The organism is Rhizobium ruizarguesonis (assembly GCF_012349115.1).
Lineage (GTDB): Bacteria > Pseudomonadota > Alphaproteobacteria > Rhizobiales > Rhizobiaceae > Rhizobium > Rhizobium ruizarguesonis.
Window position 1 is genome coordinate 47,246 of the sequence record NZ_PQIG01000063.1, and the last position, 18,673, is coordinate 65,918.

Genomic DNA, 18,673 nt, shown 5'->3' on the forward strand with positions numbered 1-18,673 from the left:
ATTTTTCCGATTTCGCCATATTTACTGCCACATTTGGGCAAATTCAAAGGCCGTTAACCATAAGATGCGGCGAAAATTGTCCGGCCAAAGCGGGAAAGTAGGAATTTCCTACTCATTTTGGGTGAGCGTATCCGTCGCAAACAGGACTGAGTTCTACTCCCCACGCCAGCGTCCATCCTGCCACAATTGCGCAATCGACATGGGATAGTTCGGGAAGGAGAATGCGAAGCCGGCGGCCTTGAGCTTCGCATTCGAAACCCGTTTGTTCTCGCCGTAAAAGGTGCGCGCCATCGGCGTCAGTTCGGCGGTCTCGAACGCCTGCTCCGGCGGCGGTTCGACGCCCATCAGACGGGCTGCCTCGACGATCACATCCTGCGGCGGGCCGGGCCGGTCGTCGGTGACATTATAGATGCCGCCGAGGCCGCGCTCCGACAGGAAGCGTGTCGCCGCACCGATATCTTCGACGCGGATGCGGTTGAACACCTGGTCCTTCTTGATCAGTCGTCGCGCCGTGCCCTTGTCCAGATTGCAGAAGGCGTTGCGGCCCGGCCCATAGATGCCGGAAAGGCGCAGCACCGCCGCCGGCACGCCGCGCTCCCGGCCCATCGCCAGCCAACCCTCTTCCGCCTCGAGCCGCTCGGTGGACCGTCCGGAAACCGGCACGCACGGCGTTTCCTCACTTACCCAGGCGCCCTGGTGATCGCCATAGACGCCGACGGTGGAGAGATAACCGATCCATTCGAGCTTCGGAACCAGGCGTGCGCCGTCTTTATCAAGCAGCCGCAGCAGCGGGTCGGCCTTTCCAGGGGCGATCGACTGGACCAGATGCGTTACACCAGTCAACGCCCGCCGCAGCCCCGCTTCCATGCTCTCGCCGTCGAAAAGGAAAGCTTCGATGCCGTTCCGGCGGAGCGCTTCCACTTTGTCAGGCGAGCGCGTGGTGCCGGAAACCCGCACGTCGTCGCCGGCAAAGGCCTTGGCGATTGCCGTGCCGGAATAACCGCAGCCAAAGATCATCACATGCATCAGCCCACTCCCGCCAATCGCCATTCGTTCAGGACGTCGTCATCTCTCTCGTCTGCCCTTTGTGCGGCAAAGGCCGCAAATTCGCCAGCCTCCATCAGCCGCGAAAGCGCCCAGATCGCCATGCCGCGCACCACGGGCGAGGGATCGTCCGAAAGCTCGCGACATGGCCCAATGAGCGCCTTGTCGCCGGAATTGCCGGCGGCGATCAGCACGTTGCGGACGAAACGGTCGCGGCCGATCCGCTTCACCGGCGAGCCGCTGAAGAAGGCCCGGAAGGCGGCGTCGTCAAGCGTCAGCAGAAAGGCGATCGACGGCTCCTTCAGATCTTCCCGCGCCTGGAGCTTCATCTCGGAGGCGGAGCTTGCGAACTTGTTCCAGGGACATGCGGCAAGACAGTCGTCGCAGCCATAAATGCGATTGCCGATCAGCACGCGCAAATCGGTGTCTATCGGCCCCTTGTGCTCGATGGTGAGATAGGAGATGCAGCGCCGCGCGTCGATCTGATAGGGCGCGGGAAAGGCAGCCGTCGGACAGATGTCGAGACAGGCGCGGCAGGAGCCGCAATGATCGCTCCCGGCTGCATCGATCACGAGATCGGCGGTGGTGAACATCGTACCGAGGAACAGCCAGGAGCCATGAAGGCGGCTGACGAGATTGGTGTGTTTGCCCTGCCAGCCAAGTCCGGCTGCCGCCGCCAAGGGCTTTTCCATCACCGGCGCCGTATCGACGAAGACCTTCACATCGGCGCCAGCCCGCGCTGCAAAGCGCGTGGCGATTTCCTTCAGCCGGCCCTTGATGACGTCGTGATAGTCGCGGTTGCGGGCATAGACCGAAATCGCTGCCTTGTCCGGCTTGTTGAGGATAGCGAGGGGATCTTCTTCCGGAGCGTAATTCAGGCCGAAGACAACAACGGAGCGCACCTCGCTCCAGAGTGTGCGCGGATCGCCGCGCCGGTCGCGCGTCTCCGCCATCCAGTCCATCGTCCCGTGGCGCCCGGCATCAATGAACTGGCCGAGACGCTCTTTCGCTTGCGGGATCGCGTCCGGGCGCGTGATGCGACAGAGATCGAAGCCCTTGGCGGCAGATTCCGCCCGAACGAACTCGGTCAAATTGTCGCGGCGGCGGCGCTCTTTGTCGTCATTGTCAGGTTCGGGCATGAAGAGCCCTCGTCAGAAATCCAGATCGGCATAGTGTGAAACCGGTGTCAGGCCGCGCACGCGCTCGGTCAGCATCGGCCGGAAGGACGGACGCGACTTCAGCCGCTGGTACCAGTCCTTGACGACCGGCGAATCCGCCCACTCGATCTCGCCGAGATAATCGAGGATCGAGATCGAGGCCGCGGCGGCAAGGTCGGCATAGCTCATCCGCTCGCCCGCCAGCCACTGACGCGAGCCGGCAAGCCAGGTGAGATAGCGCATATGCTGGCGGATATTCGCGCGGGCCGTGCGCAAAACCTTGGAATCCGGCGCTCCGCCGCCCTGATCGGCGGTCATCTGCAACTTATAGACACGCTCGCGGGCGAGCGGCTTGGTCACATCGTTTTCCATCTTCTGCATGAACCATTCGGTCAGCCGGCGGATTTCCGCCCGCTGGAAAGGGTCTTCGGCGAGCAGCCGCCGGTCGCGTTTCAAGACGCCGTGCGTCTCGTCCAGATATTCGGAAATGACGCTCGCGCCGCAGAGCGCGCGCATGCTGTCGTCGACATAGACCGGCAGCGTGCCGGCCGGATTGAGCGCCAGGAAATCCCGGCGCTTCTCCCATGTCTGCTCCTCGATCAGATCCGCCTGATAGCCGTATTCCGCCAGGATCAGCCGGACGAAGCGAGATGCGGATGACATGGGATGATGATAAAGCGTGGGCATCGATACTCGGGCTTTGTGATTGCTGTTACAGGACTGTGTGGCAGCTCGATTATAGCGCCCTAGTCATGACTCATTGGTTGAAGCTATAGGAGTTTGGCCCCGCCAATACAAGCGAATCGGATTTTTCAGGCCATCTGATAATGGCGAAACACGGTCTAACGAACGAATGGAAGCGGCAGCCTGATCGGCCCAAGCGCTCAGGCCCGACCGAACTTTAAACCGGAGACAATGTATGGATTATATAAATGCTGCAATTCTCGGTGTCATAGAGGGGATCACCGAGTTCCTGCCGATCTCGAGCACCGGCCACCTGATCATTGCCGAGCAATGGCTCGGACATCGATCGGACATGTTCAACATCGTTATTCAGGCGGGCGCCATCCTCGCCGTCACCATCATTTACTGGCGTCGTCTGCTGGATCTGGTGCTTGGCTGGCGCGACCCCGTCAACCGCGATTATGCCGCCAAGCTGATCGTCGCATTCCTTATCACCGCCATTCTCGGACTGGTCGTCAAGAAGCTCGGCTTTGAACTGCCGGAGACCGCGACGCCGATTGCCTGGGCGCTCATCATCGGCGGTATCTGGATGATTTTTGCCGAGTGGGCCGCCGCCCGCAGGCCGCCCCATAAAGAGATCACCTGGCTTGTCGCCATCCTGGTCGGCATCGCCCAGATCGTCGCCGGCGTCTTCCCGGGAACGTCGCGCTCCGGCGCCACGATCTTCGTCGCCATGCTGGCAGGCACGGGCAACCGCGCTGCGGCGACCGAATTCGCCTTTCTCGTCGGCATCCCCACAATGTATGCCGCAAGCGGCTATGAATTGCTGAAGACGTTCAAGGATGGCGGAGCGGCGGGCGAAGACTGGACGGCGCTCGCCATCGCCTTCGTCGTCTCCACGATCGTCGCCTTCATCGCCGTCAAATGGCTGCTTGCCTATATCAGGAGCAACCGGTTTACGCTGTTTGCCATCTACCGCATCATTCTCGGTGTCTTGCTGCTCGGCATGGCCGCGACCGGTTTGATTGCCTGAGACATCCGTCCCGCATTGCATTCGCGCAACTCACGGCGCGAATGCAAATGCCCCGGCGGACCGCACAAACAGACACCCGATTACCGGCCAGGCGCCGATCGTTCAGTTAGTCATTGAGGGATACGCTCCCGTCGCCCTTTTGATGCTGGCGAGACGGAACGTTCATTGTGGAGCGCCCTGTTCAGGCGTTCCGATCGACTGCTTGCTTGAAGCAGGATGCCGGCGCAGGCGCCGGGCTTTTCGTCAATGGATGATCGAAGCCGTAGAGCAAGGATCGACGCCGTAGGCCGGCGAGCAATCGCCCTTTACCGCCGCGACCGAACCGGGCGCAACGAAAGAGCCTGCAAGGATAACCAGCGCCGCACACGCAAACAGGAGCGCGATTGACTTGCCCATCGAGAAATGCCTTTCACAGTGATTGCCGCACGCGACCGCAGGCGTTGAGTCCGTTGGAAGACGCGCGGGTTTGGTAGTCAGTGGAATGGCAAATAGCAATAAACGTTCCTGCTAAATTTGGCGTTAATTCCACAAAATTTCCGATGCGTCTTTTATGCAACGCTGCTGAATATGCCGAGCACCAGAACACTTCAAACTTGCGCCGGGCTTTGCGGGACACGGCAACGTCAAAAGGCCGCCCGCGGCATCCGCAGACGGCCAAGTCTTATCGTCTGGAAAAGATGGTCAGGCGGCCTTGCCGGTGCCGGTGTATTGGCCGTGCGGACGATAGTGCACGAGATAGGAGCCGAGCACCGATGCCACCATGGTGGGCGCAATGCCGAGGCCCTTCAGCGTGCGGCCTTCCGCCTCGGCTTCCCTGGAGACGATGTTGTCGCGCTTCAGCAGGCGCACCTGATCCGGCGTGATCGGCGGCGTTATGAAGGGGATCATCGAGGCGATGCTGCCGATCATTGAAGCGATGCCAAAGGGCAGGGATACCAGCGGGTTCTTGCGGCACGTTACCTTCAGCATCGTCTCGAGACATTCGCGGAAGCTCAGCACCTCGGGCCCGCCAAGTTCGTAGACCTTGCCGCCGGCGACCTTGCCGTCGACGGCGCGGGCGACGGCCTCGGCGACATCCTCGACATAGACAGGCTGGAATTTCGTCTTGCCGCCGCCGACAAGCGGCAGGATCGGCGACATGCGCGCCATCTCGGCGAACTTGTTGAAGAAGCTGTCTTCCGGTCCGAAGACGATCGACGGACGGAAGATCACCGCATCGGGCTTGACCGAGAGGATGGCCGTTTCGGCGCGGCCCTTGGTGCGGCCATAGTCCGAATCGGATTTCGCGTCGGCGCCGATCGCCGAAATATGGGTCAGCGTCGCACCTGCGCCGCGCGCCGCTTCGGCAACCGCGCGGCCGCCGAATTCCTGCACGGCGTCGAAGGTGTTGCGGCCGGTCTCGTGCAGAATGCCGACGCAGTTGACGACGTGGCTCGCACCGTCGACGGCGCGGTCGATAGAGCTGCGATAGCGCAGGTTCGCCTGGACGAAGGAAATCTGGCCGACATTGCCGAGCGGCTGCAGGAAGCCGGCGAGATCGGGACGGCGCACGGCGACGCGGATGTTGTAGCCGCGTTTGGCCAGCGCCCGAACCACGTGCCTGCCCACGAAACCGGACCCTCCGAACACGGTGACGAGCGGCGGCAGGTTGGCAAGGGTCATGGCAGGCTCCTCGAAAGGCTTTGCGGGATGCTTGATTGGCTCTCGTCTTAGCCGAATCCCGGCGTGACGGGAAGGCCCATCACGCCGTCAGTTTTTTAGGATGTGACCGCGCTCTAGACGCCCTCGACGACGACCATTTCCGCATCCGCGACTTCCTGGCGGATTTTCGCGGCGATCTGGTATTCCGGCGAATTATAGCAGTCGACCGCATGCTGCATCGAGGGGAATTCGATCACCACATTGCGCACGCGCGCCTTGCCCTCGAGCTCGGTAAAGGCGCCGCCGCGCGCCAGGAAATTCGCGCCATATTTTTCGAAGGCCGGCTTGGCCGCCGTCACATAATCCTTGTAGCGCTCGGCATCGCGAACGTCGACGCGGGCGATCCAGTATCCTTTGGCCATGGCCTTCTCCCTTTACAGTGAACCCTGTCAGCGGTTTGCCGGCCAGAGTGCCGTCACCATCTCGCTGAGGATCGCGCGGGCGGCATCTCGGGGATCCGGCGCCTTGACGACAGGCCGGCCGACAACGAGATGCGTCGCTCCCGCCTTCAGCGCGTCGAAAGGCGTCATCACCCGCTTCTGGTCGCCCTTGTCGCTGCCGGTTGGGCGAATGCCGGGGGTGACGATCGCCATGTCGGGTCCGACGATCTCGCGCACCGCAGCCGCCTCCTCCGCCGAGCAGACGATACCGCCCATGCCGGCCGCGCGCGCCTGTTCGGCGCGGCGCAGTACCAGGCTGTGCGGATCCTGGCTGTAGCCGGCCTCGGCAAGGTCACCGGCATCCATCGAGGTCAGCACGGTCACGCCGAGCAGACAGAGGCCGGAGCCGGCCGCTGCCTCGACCGCCGCCTTCATTGCTTTCGGATAGGCATGCAGCGTCAGCATCGACATGCCCATCTTGGCGATGTTCTCGACGCCGGAGGCGACGGTGTTGTCGATGTCGAGCAGTTTCATGTCGAGAAAGATCTTCTTGCCGCTTGCGGCAAGATCGCGGGCGAATTCCAGGCCGCCGGCAAAGACCAGCTGATAGCCGATCTTATAGAAGAGAATGTCGTCGTCGAGCGCGGAAACCAGTCTTTCCGCCTCGTCGATCGTTGGAACATCCAGGCCGACGATCAACCGCTCGCGTGCGTCCATCTGAAGTCATCCCTGCCAGTCTTCGATGGGCGTCCAGTCGCATGTTAGGCGCCGATCTGCAAGGCCGAAAGCATAGAGATTGCCGCCGCCGTCCGGCTGGTCGCGGTCGCGGCCGATCGGCCTGCCCGCCAGATGGCATTTGAGCAGCGTGCCGACACCGCCATGGCCGACAAAGGCGATCGGCGCCGCCGCATCATGCGTCGCAAGAACGGTGGTCACAGCCTCGACGATGCGGGCCTGCGCATCGACGGCGCGCTCCCAGCCTTTGAAGCTCTGCTCCGGATGGGCAAAGAACCAGTTGGCGGCTTCTTCGAATTGCGGCGGCGGCAGGAAGCCGGTGGCCGAGCGGTCGTTCTCGTGCATGGCGCGCACGACCTCGACGGGCACGCCGGAAGCTTCCGCCAGGATTTCGGCCGTTTCGATCGCCTTCGTCTCGTCGCTGGAGACGATGCGCCGCAATTGCCTGGCCCAGCCGCTCTCTGCCGCTTTGCGGGCGCGCGCCGCACCGATATCGGAAAGCCCCCATTTCGGCACGGGCACGTTCGGATCGATCCTGACTTGCGGATGGGTGATATAGAGCCCGAACATCTTAGCCGCGCTTATAGATCCAGAGCTGCGCCGGCGGAATGTTGCGCATGACGAAGTCGAAATGCTGGATATGGTAGCGGTCGGGATTGGCGGCGATCGGCGAGATCGCGCCATAGGAAATCTGCACCATCGGCCGGCCGGCCGGCAGTCGATCGAGTAGGCTTTCGAGCAGCGAGATGCGCTTCGCCATTGGGAAATTCAGAAGCGGAATGCCCGAGACGACGGAATCGAAGGTGAGACCGCTGAAATTGCTAAGGGTGGCCTGAAGATCGAAGGCATCGCCGTTGATGAAGTGCACGCCGGGATAGGTCCGCTGCAGATGCTTATGAAAATCCGTCGAATATTCGATTGCGACGAGATTTTCCGGACGGACGCCGCGGCCGAGAATGGCCTTGGTGATGGCGCCCGTGCCCGGTCCGAGTTCAAGCACCGGCAGCCCGGAATGGATATCGACGACGCTTGCCATGCGCTTCGCCGTGATCGAGGAGGTCGGCACGATCGAGCCCACCGTCTTCGGCCCCTGCATCATGCCCCGGAAGAAGCGGATCTCGTCGTCGAACCTCTTCCCGAACCGTTCCTTCACCTTGACCCGTAAGCTCATTCTCCACCCATCCGCATGTTGATCGAATGCCTTAATATGCCGCTTGTCGCTTAAGGGACAAGGATTTTCGCAACAAGGACATCGACATCAACAGCTCATGCGGCTTTCGACGCTGAACCCGGCATGAGATCGGCAAGCCTTTCGGCCAGGTGATCGGCGTCGACAGGCGCGCGCAGCTTCACGTCGGTATTGTCGAAGTAGAGATAGACGTCTCGGCCCTTGCTGCGCGCCGCTACGGGCGCCAGCACCCGCGTCGCATTCTCAGGTTCTCCGCCCGTGGCCCAGACGCGGATGCGTTGCGCCCATATATCGAGGGCTTCGTCCTCGTAGCCGCTGACATAGAGCTTTTCGGAGCCATGCAGGCGGCAATAGACGAAATCGGCGGTGATATCCATCAGCAGCGGCCATTTCACCGTATCGGCGCAGACGAGAGCGACCTTGTGACGCCTCAGCATGTCGATGAAGATAGGTGAGCGGAAGCTCTCGTGGCGGATTTCGAGCGCATGACGGATCGGCTGGTGCCCGTCGCTTTTAAGCCAGGCCGGTCCCTTGATATGCCAGTCGTGCTGCTTCGCAAGCGCTATCGCCGCGTCGCGGTCATGCGGCAGCAGCGACAAAAAACTTTCGAAAAGGGATGGGTCGAAGGCCATGTTCGGCGGCAATTGCCAGAGGATCGGCCCGAGCTTGGGGCCAAGCCGCAGCAGGCCCGAGGCGAGGAAATTGGCGAGCGCCATCTGGATATTCTGCAGCCGCAGCATATGGGTGATGAAGCGCGGTCCCTTGACCGCGAAGACGAAATCATTCGGCGTCTCATCGCGCCAGCGGCCGAAGCTTTCGGGCCGCTGCAATCCGTAGAAGGTGCCGTTGATCTCGATCGACCGGAAGTGCCGGGCGGCGAAGGAAAGCTCCTGCTTCTGCGGCAGGTCCTTTGGGTAGAATTGGCCGCGCCAGGGCGCATAGGTCCAGCCGGATATACCGATGCGCACCGTTCCCGCCTTTTTGGTCATGGGATCCTCCGTTTTGACAGGAGGAAAAACGGCAAGCGGTCGCCTTCGTTCCCCTCAGACGCGCATCGGCATCAGCACGTAGAGCGCATCGTCGCCGGCCGTGTCGCGGATCAGTGTCGGCGAGCCGGCATCGGCAAGCAGGAAGATCGCCTCCTCGCCGGAAAGCTGGGCGGTGATGTCGAGCAGGTATTTGGCGTTGAAGCCGATTTCCATCGCATCGGTGTCGTAGCCGACGGCGACTTCCTCAGTCGCACTGCCGGAATCGGGATTGTTGACGGTCAGCATCAGCTGCCCCTCGGAAAGCGCCAGCTTGACGGCGCGTCCGCGCTCGGAGGAGATGGTCGAGACGCGGTCGACGGCCTGTGCGAAGGTCGTGCAGTCGACGCGCATTTCCTTGTCGTTGCCGGTGGGGATGACGCGCTGATAATCCGGGAAGGTGCCGTCGATCAGTTTCGACGTCATGACGATCGAGCCGATCGTCAGCCGGATCTTGGCGTCGGAGACCTCGACGGTCACCAACGTTTCGGGATTGTCGACCAGCTTCTGCAACTCGCCGACCGTCTTGCGCGGAATGATGATGCCGGGCATGCCCTCGGAACCGGAGGGCGCATCGACATCGGCGCGCGCCAGCCTGTGGCCGTCGGTGGCAACCGCCCTGAGTTTCAGCTCGCCATTGCTCTCGATCGTGTGGAAGAAGATGCCGTTGAGATAATAACGCGTCTCCTCCGTCGAGATCGCGAACTGGGTGCGGTCGATCAGCATTTTCAGATCGGTCGCCTTCAGCTTGAAGGAATGCGTGAAGGTGCCGGCTGTGAGGTCAGGGAAGTCCGATTCCGGCAGGCACTGCAGCGAGAATTTCGAGCGGCCGGACTGTACGGTCATCGCGCCGCCATCGGTGCTGGTGGCAAGCAGCACTTCCGAGCCGTCGGGAAGCTTGCGCACGATGTCGTAGAGAAGATGCGCGGGAACGGTGGTGGCGCCGGGCTGTTCGACGCTTGCCGGTGTCGCCTCGGTAATCTCAAGATCGAGGTCGGTCGCCTTCATGTCGAGCTTCTGGCCGTCGGCCTTGAGCAATACGTTGGACAGGATCGGGATCGTGTTGCGACGTTCGACCACGCGGTGGACGTGGTTCAGCGATTTCAACAGGTTTGACCGCTCAATAGTAATACGCATGGGATGCTACCGCTTTCGACCGTGACTGTCCGGGCGCGTCGAGCACCCGAAGAATGCTGTCCCGGCTTGAGGCCGGGGGAGTGGACGGGCAAAATGGCAGACTTCAGCATTGCTTTGCAAGAGGCATGGACGCTCGCGCCCCTGCATTTGCCGTTTTCCAGAGCAATGCTCACAGAAATCCGAACCCTTGCCGAAGCGGTGCGGCTCGCCCATAAAGGCTTCGATGCCGGCCAAGAGCCGGCGGGACGAAAGCAAATGGCATGAATGAGGAAACGACAGCGGACGCCGCCAGCCGGCGAAGCTTCCGCCTGCACAATGCAACGGTGCCGGCGCGGCCGCTGGAGCCGGCGCTCTATCTCGTCGCCACCCCCATCGGCAATCTCGGCGACATCACCCTGCGGGCGCTGGAAACGCTGGCCGGCGCCGATGTGCTTGCCTGCGAGGATACGCGCGTCACCCGCGTGCTGCTCGACCGCTACGGCATCCAGAACCGCCCCTTCGCCTATCACGAGCACAATGCCGACGAGGCCGGTCCAAGGCTGCTGCAGGCGCTCGAAGCCGGGCGCTCGGTGGCGCTGGTTTCCGATGCCGGCACGCCGCTGGTCTCCGATCCCGGTTATCGGCTGGCTCAGCAGGCGATAGCGGCAGGTTACCGCGTCATTCCCATTCCCGGCGCCTCCGCGCCGCTCGCAGCCCTTGTCGGCTCCGGCCTGCCGAACGATGCCTTCCTTTTCGCCGGTTTCCTGCCGGCCAAGGACAAGGCCCGCCGCGACCGTCTCAGCGAACTTGCCGCGGCACCCGCGACGCTGATCTTCTTTGAATCGCCGCATCGCATCGGCGCAACGCTTCTGGCCGCTGCCGATGTGCTCGGAGCCACCCGGCCCGCCTCTGTCTGCCGCGAGCTGACCAAGACCTATGAGGAGTTCCGCCGCGGCACGCTTGCCGACCTTGCGGCGCATTATCAGCAGGTGGAAAACGTCAAGGGCGAGATCGTCCTCGTGATCGGTCCGCCGGAGCCGGTCGAGACGGATGAGGCCGATGTCGAAGCCATGCTGGCCGACCTGTCGAAGTCGATGCCGACGGCCGGCGCTGCGACCGAGGCCGCCCGCCTCACCGGCCTGCCGCGCAAGGTGCTCTACCAGCGCCTGCTGGAGATCAAGAACGCCGATGGGCGATAGCGATCTCACCGCCATCAGGAGGAAGGCGCTGCGCCGGGGCCGCATGTCGGAATATATCGCGGCCGCCTTCCTGATGCTGAAGGGCTACCGCATCCTGGCGCTGCGCCACCGCACCCGGCTCGGCGAGATTGATATTATTGCCCGCAAGGGCGATCTCGCCGTCTTCGTCGAGGTCAAGGCCCGCCGTGGCGAGGCCGCGGCGGTCGATGCCGTCTCTGTCGCCGCGCAGAAGCGCATACGGGCGGCAAGCGATCTCTGGCTCGCCCGCCAGGCGTATCAGGCCCGCCTTTCCCAACGCTATGATATCGTGGCGATCATGCCCGGCCGGCTGCCGCGGCACTTTATTGATGCCTTCTGACCCCCTTTCGACCCATTGGATTTCCGGATCGTTAAACTTTTAGTCCCCGCGTGAACCAGGTTCTTACGACTCTCTGCTACGTCAAATCTCGGTAGGGATAACAATTGGGGATTGTTTCATGGCCTGGAAGCTGATGCTTGCAAGTGCGGTCGCCATGGCCGCGCGCTCCGCGCCTTATGTCGTGGCGAAGCCGGCCGGAAAATCCTTCGTGGCGCATGCGAGCGACCTGCTGCCATTGAAGCCGACGCCGATCAATCCGGACTGGATCGTCAGCGGCAATCCGCAGGCTCGCACCGCCGAACATTCGCGCGGTCATGACGAAGCATCGCTAACGGCGATCTGGGACTGCACGGCGGGCGAATTCCGCTGGCGCTTCGGCTGGGACGAGACGGTGATGATCCTCGAAGGCGAGGTCCATATCACTGCCGAGGACGGCACGGAACGAACCCTGCGTGCCGGCGACGTCGCTTTTTTTGCAGGCGGAACCTGGGCGAGCTGGCGGGTCGACAATTACGTCCGCAAGGTCGCCTTCCTGCGAAAACCCTTCCCGAAGCCCTTGGCGATCGCCTACCGTCTCCGCAACATGCTGCGCAACAGCGGCAACCAGGGCATCGCCGCCTGACGACTTCGATGTTCGCGCCTATACGCTAATCGGGCTGAGGCGGGGCGGTTGTTTCGCCCTTCAAGATCTCGCAGGCGAATAGGATCGGATTGTCGAGGTCGGGCGCGGTTTGCTTGTTCAACAGAACGGCCACCGCCGCTGCGGCTATGTCTTGAATCGGCTGTTTCACTGTCGTCAGGCGTGGCGTTGTCATGCTTGCGAGCGGGATGCCGTCGAAGCCGAGGATCGAAAGGGCTGCAGGTATCGGGATTCCCAGATCATGCGCTGCCCGCATGCAGCCGATGGCCTGCTGGTCCGAACTTGCAAAGATCGCCGTCGGACGCTCGTTGCGCGCGCGGGCCAGAAGATAATTTCCCGCGGAACGGCCGCTTTCATAGTCGAAAGCCGCTTCGGCGATCAGCGGTGGTCCCGCCATCGGCGTGCTGTCGTCCGCCTGCTCCCCCGCCTGCTCGATTGCATCGAGATAGCCCCTGAGGCGATCGTTGGCGGGGACGGAGTGCCCGGGCCCCGAAATGAAGCCGATGCGGCGATGGCCGAGCTTCAAAAGATGCTCGACGCCAAGCCGAACCCCATTGCGGTGATCGGCGGCTATGCCGGAATATCCCGGCATAAGGCGGTCGACGACGACGATCGGCAATCCCTTCGGCAGCTTGAGTGTATGGAAATCATTGCTGGGAACCAGCATGATGCCGTCGACCTTTCGGCTTGTCAGCTGTTTGATGCGGTCGGCCTCCTTGGCCGCATGATCAAACGACGTCATGACGATGATATTATAGCCGTGATTTGCCGCCGCTTGTTCCGCCGATTGGACAAGTTCCGCGAAGAACGGATTGGTCAGATCCGGAATGACGATGCCGATGAGCCGGCTGACCTTGCCGCGCATGCTTCTCGCCGACGCGTCGGGCGTATAGCCGAGGTCTTTGATGATCGCTGTGACGCGCGCCCGCAATTCCTTCGTCACGGAGGGATGATCATTCAAAACCCGCGAAACGGTCCCGGTGGAAACTCCCGCAAGCTTGGCAACCTCTCGAATCCCGACCTTTGACATAACGGAAACAGTGGCCCTTTCTCTACGCCTTCGGAAGACACCGACGGGCGCCTGATCGACGCTTCCAGCTAATGGTCTTTACCGCCCTCGTCAAAGGGCTGCATCTCAATTTTAACCGCCAGTCTCCATAGCACGAGCGTGGGCCGACGCTCAATGGAAACGGTTCATCATATCCGCGTTGATATGGATCGAAGGAGGCGGCAAAAGCGGATGCTTGGGCCGATTTCCACTGCTTGACAATTTTTAAAGGCGTGCTACCCAGATGTCGTTGGAAACGGTTCATTGCCGCGGGCAACTCAGGTGGAGCTGAGCCCAGGGCCGTTCGGGAGGAAAAAATGTCCAATTTTATGAAGCGTGAATCCGTCTTGATCAATGCGCCGCGCCGTGCGGCATTGAAGCTTGGACTTGCCGGCACCTTGGTGCTTGCGCTGTCCTGTGGCGTGTCGCCCGCCTTTGCGGCCGGCAAGCCGAAGGTCGGCCTGATCATGAAGTCCTTGTCCAATGAGTTCTTCAAGCAAATGAAGGCAGGAGCCGACAAATATGCGGCCGAAAACAAGGACAAGTTCGACTTCAAGGCCGTCGGCATGAAGGATGAGCGTGACTTCGCCGCGCAGGTCGATGCCGTCGAAAACTTCGTCACGCAGAAATACGATATCATCGTTGTCGCGCCGGCCGATTCAAAGGCAATGGCAACCCCTCTGGCAAAGGCAGTCAAGGCTGGCGTCAAGGTCATCAACATCGACGTGCCGCTCGATGCCGATGCGAAGAAGAAAGCCGGTATCGATCTCGCGTTCTTCGGTCCTGACAATAAGGGCGGGGCGAAGCTTGCGGGCGATGCGCTCGCCAAGGATCTGGGACCCGGCGCCAAGGTTGTCATCCTCGAGGGTAACCCCGAGGCCGATAATGCCAAGGAGCGCAAGGAAGGCTTCATGGACTCCGTCAAGTCTGGCAAGCTCGAGCTTCTCGACAGCAAGACGGCCCATTGGGAGACGGAAGAAGCCAATACCGTCATGACGAATTTCCTGACGAAGTATAAGGATATTCAGGGCGTGATGGCAGCCAACGACTCCATGGCCCTCGGCGTTGTCAAGGCGCTCGATGCGGCCGGTCAGAGCGGCAAGATCAAGGTTGTCGGCTTCGATAACATTCCGCCGGTTCAGCCTCTGATCAAGGATGGCAAGATGCTTGCCACCGTCGAACAGTATGGCGCGCAGATGGCAGTCCTCGGCATCCAGTATGGCATGCGTGAACTTGCCGGCGAGACATTCACCGGCTGGGTCAAGACCGACATCAAGCTGGTCACCGCAGCGGATCTCAAATAGTCGAGATCGCCCGCATCGCGTGTCTGACAAGACGCGCGGTACCCTACAGGAAGCGCCGGCTGTTGGCCGGCGCTAACCGCTACCAACCGATCGACGCGTTATTCGCTCCGGATGAGGCTCGCTTCCGAGCCCTAGGATGCGCGCTGCGCGGAGTTCGAACAGAGCGTGTATGAGGTCGACGTGTCAGACGCAGCAAATGACGACATTTTGAGGCTGGAAGGGATCGGCAAACGCTTCCCGGGCGTCGTGGCGCTCAAGGATGTCTCCATGCGGATCGGCCGCGGCAAGGGGCACGTTCTTCTCGGCGAGAACGGTGCTGGAAAGTCGACCCTGATCAATCTGCTCGGCGGTGTCTTCAGGCCGGATGACGGTCACATCCTGTTTGACGGCAAGCAATACCATCCGGCCTCGCCATTGGAGGCCTTCAAGGCGGGCATCCGTGTCATTCACCAGGAGCTGCACCCGCTTTCCAACCTCACGGTGGCGGAAAACCTGCTGTTCGAGCATCTGCCGCGCCGCTACGGCCTGGTGAACTATAAGGCGATGAACAGCAGAGCGGCGGAACTCCTGGAAGAGGTCGGCCTCGACGTGGCTCCGACCACACTGGCGAGCCGCCTCAGCGTCGCTCAGCTTCAACTGGCCGAGATCGCCAAGGCGCTTTGCTACGAAAGCAAGCTTCTCGTTCTCGACGAACCGACGGCAACCCTGACCTCCAAGGAGGTCGATCGCCTCTTCGATATTCTGAAGCGGCTGAAGCGGCGGGGCGTGACCACGCTTTACATCTCTCACAGGCTGGAAGAGATCTTTGACGTCGGCGACGATGTGACGGTGCTGCGCGACGGCCAGCATGTGATCACACGACCGCTGTCCGGACTTGCTATTCCTGACATCGTCGAACTCATGGTCGGGCGCAAGCTTTCGGATCATGGCATTTTTCGCAGCGACAGCACCGTGTCCGGCGAGGCGCTCGGTGTTTCCGGCCTGAAGGTGACGCGCAATAGCCCGGAACTGTCATTTTCCGTGGCAAAGGGGGAAATCGTCGGTATTGCCGGTCTTGTCGGCAGCGGCCGGACGGAGGCGGTTCGCGCCATATTCGGCGCCGATGCCAAAGCGGCCGGCGAAATTCGCGTGAATGGCGATCTGGTTGAGATAAATTCGCCTAGGGATGCCGTTGCTGCCGGGCTCTGCCTTGCAACCGAAGACCGCAAGATGCAGGGCTTGATGCTCGACATGAGCTGCGCTGAAAATGCCACCATAACCGATCTCGGCAAGATCTCCCGCAACGGCTTGATCATGCGACGGGCGCAGGACGATCATTCGCAGCGCCTCGTGCGTGAACTGCGCATCAAGACCCCGTCCATCCATCAGGCGGTCAGGACCTTTTCCGGCGGCAACCAGCAAAAAGTCGTCATTGCAAAATGGCTGTTCCGCGGTCCAAAAGTGCTGATTTTCGATGAGCCGACCCGTGGAATCGACGTCGGTGCAAAGGCCGAGATTTATGAGCTTCTGTGGAAGTTTGCCGCCGAAGGAAAAGGCGTTCTGGTTGTATCGTCGGATCTGCCGGAGCTCATGGGCATTTGCCATCGCATCATCGTATTCTCCGACGGCAAGATATCGGGCGAAATAGTTCGGGAACAATTTGACGAGAGCAGGATCCTTTCGCTCGCCTACAAGGAGTACAGTCGTGTCCGCCAACATTGAAAAACAGACCGAGGCGAAAGAGGTGAGCGTCTGGGACAAGCTTGTCCGGATCTCGCTGAAGGAGGCGGGCGTCGCCATTGCCCTCATTCTGATCCTGGCGTTTTTCTCGGCGACGGCGCCGTATTTCGCAACGCCGGAGAATTTTCTGAAGATCTTCGTGCAGATTGCCATCAACACCGTGCTTGCTGCGGGCATGACCTTCGTCATCCTCGTTGGCGGCATCGATCTCTCGGTCGGGTCGCTGCTTGCCCTTTGCACGGTGATCGGTGCGACGATCATGATCAATCCGGCGTTCTCGCCATGGCAGGCGATTGTTCTCGCATGTCTTGCGTCGATGGGCACGGGTGCCATCCTTGGCGCTGTCAACGGCTGGATTTGCGAGAAGTGGAAGCTTCCTTCCTTCATTGTCACCCTTGGCATGCTGAACGTCGCCAGCGGCCTGGCGCGCGTGGTCAGCGACAATTCCACGATCACCGGCCTGCCGCAGCCTTTCGTCGATTTCGGCAACCTGATCTTCTGGGGCATATTTCCCTCGATCTTTCTGATTGCGATCGTCGTCGTCCTCATCGGCTGGTTCGTGCTGCGCTACACCGTCTTCGGGCGCTTCGTCTTCGCGATCGGCACCAATGAAGAGGCTGTGCGGCTGTCGGGGCATGAGCCGAAACGGTATAAGATCGCCGTCTTCACGATCTCAGGGCTGACGGCCGGCATTGCGGCCATGGTCTATCTGCTCCGTCTCAATGTCGGCAGCCCGGTTGCGGGCATCGGCTACGAGTTGAATGCGATCGCCGCCGTTATTATCGGCGGAACCAGCCTTTCGGGCGGCAAAGGCTCGATTGTCGGCACGCTGGTCGGCGCCTGCATTCTGCAGGTGCTGTCGACGGGATTGCAGCTCTTGGGCGCCGACGACAATATCAAGCCGATCGTCATCGGCGCCGTCATCGTGCTCGCCGTTATTCTCGACAGCTATCGCGGCCGGTTGATGCGGAAACTCGAAACGCGGTGAAAGGCAATTCCAGCAAAACTGTGCAGCGGTTTTGCGTCCGGAGTTGCGCAAAAACAAAAATGCTCCAGTGCCGGAAGCCCTTGATTGGCCGTTGCGTTTGAAATCCGGCCGACCTACATCTGTCCGGCATTCAGCGAGGGATGGAAATGGCCAAGATCACCAATGTAGCGGTCCAGATGGACCATGTCGAAGGCATCAATATCGCAGGCGATTCCACCTTCGCCATGAGCCTGGAAGCACAGGCGCGCGGCTACAAGCTGTTCCATTATACCCCCGACCGCCTGAGCTTTCGCGACGGCAAGCTCTATGCCAGCGTCGAGCCGATGGTGCTGCGCGACGTCAAGGGCGATCACTACGAGCTTGGCGCGCCGGAGCGCGTTGATCTCTCGACCATGGACGTCGTGCTGCTGCGCCAGGATCCGCCCTTCGACATGGCCTACATCACCTCGACGCATCTGCTCGAGCGCATCCACCCGAAGACGCTCGTCGTCAACGATCCGGCTTGGGTGCGCAATTCGCCGGAGAAGATCTTCGTCACCGAATTCTCCGACCTGATGCCGAAGACGCTGATCACCAAGGATGCCGCCGAGATCCGCCGCTTCCGCGACGAGATGGGCGACATCATCCTGAAGCCCCTCTACGGCAATGGCGGCGCTGGCGTCTTCCATTCGACCCGCGACGACCGCAACCTCTCTTCGCTGCTCGAAATGTTCGGCCAGCTTTTCCGCGAGCCCTTCATCGCTCAGCAATATCTGCCTGACGTGCGCAAGGGCGACAAACGCATCATCCTGGTCGACGGCGAATTCGCCGGCGCCATCAACCGCGTGCCTGCCGAACACGACAGCCGCTCCAACATGCATGTCGGCGGCCGCGCCGAGGCGACCGAGCTGACGGCGCGCGAAAGTGAAATCTGCGCCCGCATCGGCCCGGCGCTGAGGGAGCGCGGCTTCCTGCTCGTCGGCATCGACGTGATCGGCGATTACATGACCGAGATCAACGTCACCTCGCCCACAGGCATCCGCGAGGTGAAGAAGTTCGGCGGCGCCGATATAGCAGCCCTGCTTTGGGATGCGATCGAGCGCAAGCGCGGCTGAGCCAGGCGGCCCAAGACCGTTCTGGTCCTGCGACCGAGCACAACCATGGTCACAGCGGATACATGATTGCGTTCTTTGATTGTTCTTGTTTTATTCCGTCTTCCATGCCAGATTGCAACCGCTAGCCTTAATGCCTGTCGCCCAAAAGTGCGAAGCGGTTTTGGGAACACGACATGCATAAAATAAAGACTTGAAGCGCGTCGCATCGATGCGACGCGCTTCAAGGGTCGGAGGGCGGCGGTATGGTAGAGTTTGCGGG

General features: G+C 61.3%; 20 protein-coding genes. 9 read left to right on the plus strand and 11 right to left on the minus strand.

Going from position 1 to position 18,673, the window contains the following annotated elements; genetic code table 11:
• Positions 1-153: 153 nt before the first annotated feature.
• From C3Y91_RS07050 to C3Y91_RS07060, 3 genes are read right to left on the minus strand one after another with little or no spacing between them, the layout of a single operon-like run.
• Positions 154-1,026, minus strand: coding sequence for an SDR family oxidoreductase (locus C3Y91_RS07050; protein WP_168575191.1), 873 nt, complete (start codon positions 1,024-1,026; stop codon positions 154-156).
• On the minus strand, positions 1,026-2,183 hold the full coding sequence (gene queG / locus C3Y91_RS07055) for a tRNA epoxyqueuosine(34) reductase QueG (protein ID WP_168575192.1): 1,158 nt from the start codon (positions 2,181-2,183) through the stop codon (positions 1,026-1,028). Before queG ends, C3Y91_RS07050 begins: the two co-directional genes overlap by 1 nt.
• A gap of 12 nt (positions 2,184-2,195) precedes the next feature.
• The gene (locus C3Y91_RS07060) at positions 2,196-2,888 is read right to left on the minus strand and encodes a glutathione S-transferase family protein (protein ID WP_003544722.1); all 693 of its coding nucleotides are present in this window, start codon (positions 2,886-2,888) and stop codon (positions 2,196-2,198) included.
• Positions 2,889-3,120: 232 nt separating this feature from the next.
• Between C3Y91_RS07060 and C3Y91_RS07065 the strand changes: the two genes are divergently transcribed.
• Entirely contained in the window at positions 3,121-3,918 is a 798-nt protein-coding gene (locus C3Y91_RS07065; RefSeq protein WP_164567419.1) for an undecaprenyl-diphosphate phosphatase, read from the plus strand.
• A 681-nt stretch (positions 3,919-4,599) separates the two neighbouring features.
• On the opposite strand, the gene C3Y91_RS07070 is transcribed toward C3Y91_RS07065, so the two are convergent.
• The 7 genes from C3Y91_RS07070 to dnaN form a co-directional block, all read right to left on the minus strand.
• On the minus strand, positions 4,600-5,580 hold the full coding sequence (locus C3Y91_RS07070) for a complex I NDUFA9 subunit family protein (RefSeq protein WP_024322235.1): 981 nt from the start codon (positions 5,578-5,580) through the stop codon (positions 4,600-4,602).
• A gap of 113 nt (positions 5,581-5,693) precedes the next feature.
• Positions 5,694-5,981: a DUF1330 domain-containing protein gene (locus C3Y91_RS07075; RefSeq protein WP_017990037.1), complete on the minus strand. Its 288-nt coding sequence runs from the start codon at positions 5,979-5,981 to the stop codon at positions 5,694-5,696.
• A gap of 27 nt (positions 5,982-6,008) precedes the next feature.
• Positions 6,009-6,716, minus strand: a complete 708-nt coding sequence (gene pyrF, locus C3Y91_RS07080; protein WP_168575193.1) for an orotidine-5'-phosphate decarboxylase — start codon at positions 6,714-6,716, stop codon at positions 6,009-6,011.
• Positions 6,717-6,722: 6 nt separating this feature from the next.
• Positions 6,723-7,304 (minus strand): histidine phosphatase family protein, encoded by a 582-nt coding sequence (locus C3Y91_RS07085; protein WP_168575194.1) that lies wholly within the window; start codon positions 7,302-7,304, stop codon positions 6,723-6,725.
• A gap of 1 nt (position 7,305) precedes the next feature.
• Entirely contained in the window at positions 7,306-7,905 is a 600-nt protein-coding gene (pmtA, locus tag C3Y91_RS07090) for a phospholipid N-methyltransferase PmtA (RefSeq protein ID WP_168575195.1), read from the minus strand.
• Between the two features lie 95 nt (positions 7,906-8,000).
• Positions 8,001-8,912 carry a DUF72 domain-containing protein gene (locus C3Y91_RS07095; RefSeq protein WP_168575196.1) on the minus strand — a complete coding sequence of 304 codons (912 nt, stop codon included), beginning with the start codon at positions 8,910-8,912 and terminating at the stop codon, positions 8,001-8,003.
• 54 nt (positions 8,913-8,966) lie between these two features.
• Positions 8,967-10,085: a DNA polymerase III subunit beta gene (dnaN, locus tag C3Y91_RS07100; RefSeq protein WP_018069998.1), complete on the minus strand. Its 1,119-nt coding sequence runs from the start codon at positions 10,083-10,085 to the stop codon at positions 8,967-8,969.
• A 93-nt stretch (positions 10,086-10,178) separates the two neighbouring features.
• On the opposite strand from dnaN, the gene C3Y91_RS07105 reads away from it, so the two are divergent.
• From C3Y91_RS07105 to C3Y91_RS07120, 4 genes are all read left to right on the plus strand, one after another.
• On the plus strand, positions 10,179-10,349 hold the full coding sequence (locus tag C3Y91_RS07105; RefSeq protein WP_018069999.1) for a hypothetical protein: 171 nt from the start codon (positions 10,179-10,181) through the stop codon (positions 10,347-10,349).
• On the plus strand, positions 10,346-11,263 hold the full coding sequence (rsmI, locus tag C3Y91_RS07110) for a 16S rRNA (cytidine(1402)-2'-O)-methyltransferase (RefSeq protein ID WP_168575197.1): 918 nt from the start codon (positions 10,346-10,348) through the stop codon (positions 11,261-11,263). Before C3Y91_RS07105 ends, rsmI begins: the two co-directional genes overlap by 4 nt.
• Positions 11,253-11,621: a YraN family protein gene (locus tag C3Y91_RS07115; protein WP_168575198.1), complete on the plus strand. Its 369-nt coding sequence runs from the start codon at positions 11,253-11,255 to the stop codon at positions 11,619-11,621. The genes rsmI and C3Y91_RS07115 overlap by 11 nt, the downstream gene beginning before the upstream one ends.
• 118 nt (positions 11,622-11,739) lie before the next feature.
• Positions 11,740-12,243: a cupin domain-containing protein gene (locus tag C3Y91_RS07120; RefSeq protein ID WP_018070002.1), complete on the plus strand. Its 504-nt coding sequence runs from the start codon at positions 11,740-11,742 to the stop codon at positions 12,241-12,243.
• 25 nt (positions 12,244-12,268) lie between these two features.
• Here C3Y91_RS07120 and C3Y91_RS07125 read toward each other — a convergent pair whose 3' ends face one another.
• On the minus strand, positions 12,269-13,291 hold the full coding sequence (locus tag C3Y91_RS07125; protein ID WP_130822926.1) for a LacI family DNA-binding transcriptional regulator: 1,023 nt from the start codon (positions 13,289-13,291) through the stop codon (positions 12,269-12,271).
• 335 nt (positions 13,292-13,626) lie between these two features.
• On the opposite strand from C3Y91_RS07125, the gene C3Y91_RS07130 reads away from it, so the two are divergent.
• From C3Y91_RS07130 to gshB, 4 genes are all read left to right on the plus strand, one after another.
• Positions 13,627-14,613, plus strand: coding sequence for a sugar ABC transporter substrate-binding protein (locus C3Y91_RS07130; RefSeq protein ID WP_130665408.1), 987 nt, complete (start codon positions 13,627-13,629; stop codon positions 14,611-14,613).
• 180 nt (positions 14,614-14,793) lie between these two features.
• Positions 14,794-16,314 (plus strand): ATP-binding cassette domain-containing protein, encoded by a 1,521-nt coding sequence (locus C3Y91_RS07135; protein WP_168575199.1) that lies wholly within the window; start codon positions 14,794-14,796, stop codon positions 16,312-16,314.
• Positions 16,298-17,320, plus strand: coding sequence for an ABC transporter permease (locus tag C3Y91_RS07140; RefSeq protein ID WP_003555988.1), 1,023 nt, complete (start codon positions 16,298-16,300; stop codon positions 17,318-17,320). The genes C3Y91_RS07135 and C3Y91_RS07140 overlap by 17 nt, the downstream gene beginning before the upstream one ends.
• A 146-nt stretch (positions 17,321-17,466) precedes the next feature.
• Positions 17,467-18,414: a glutathione synthase gene (gene gshB / locus C3Y91_RS07145; RefSeq protein ID WP_018485287.1), complete on the plus strand. Its 948-nt coding sequence runs from the start codon at positions 17,467-17,469 to the stop codon at positions 18,412-18,414.
• Positions 18,415-18,673: the final 259 nt, after the last annotated feature.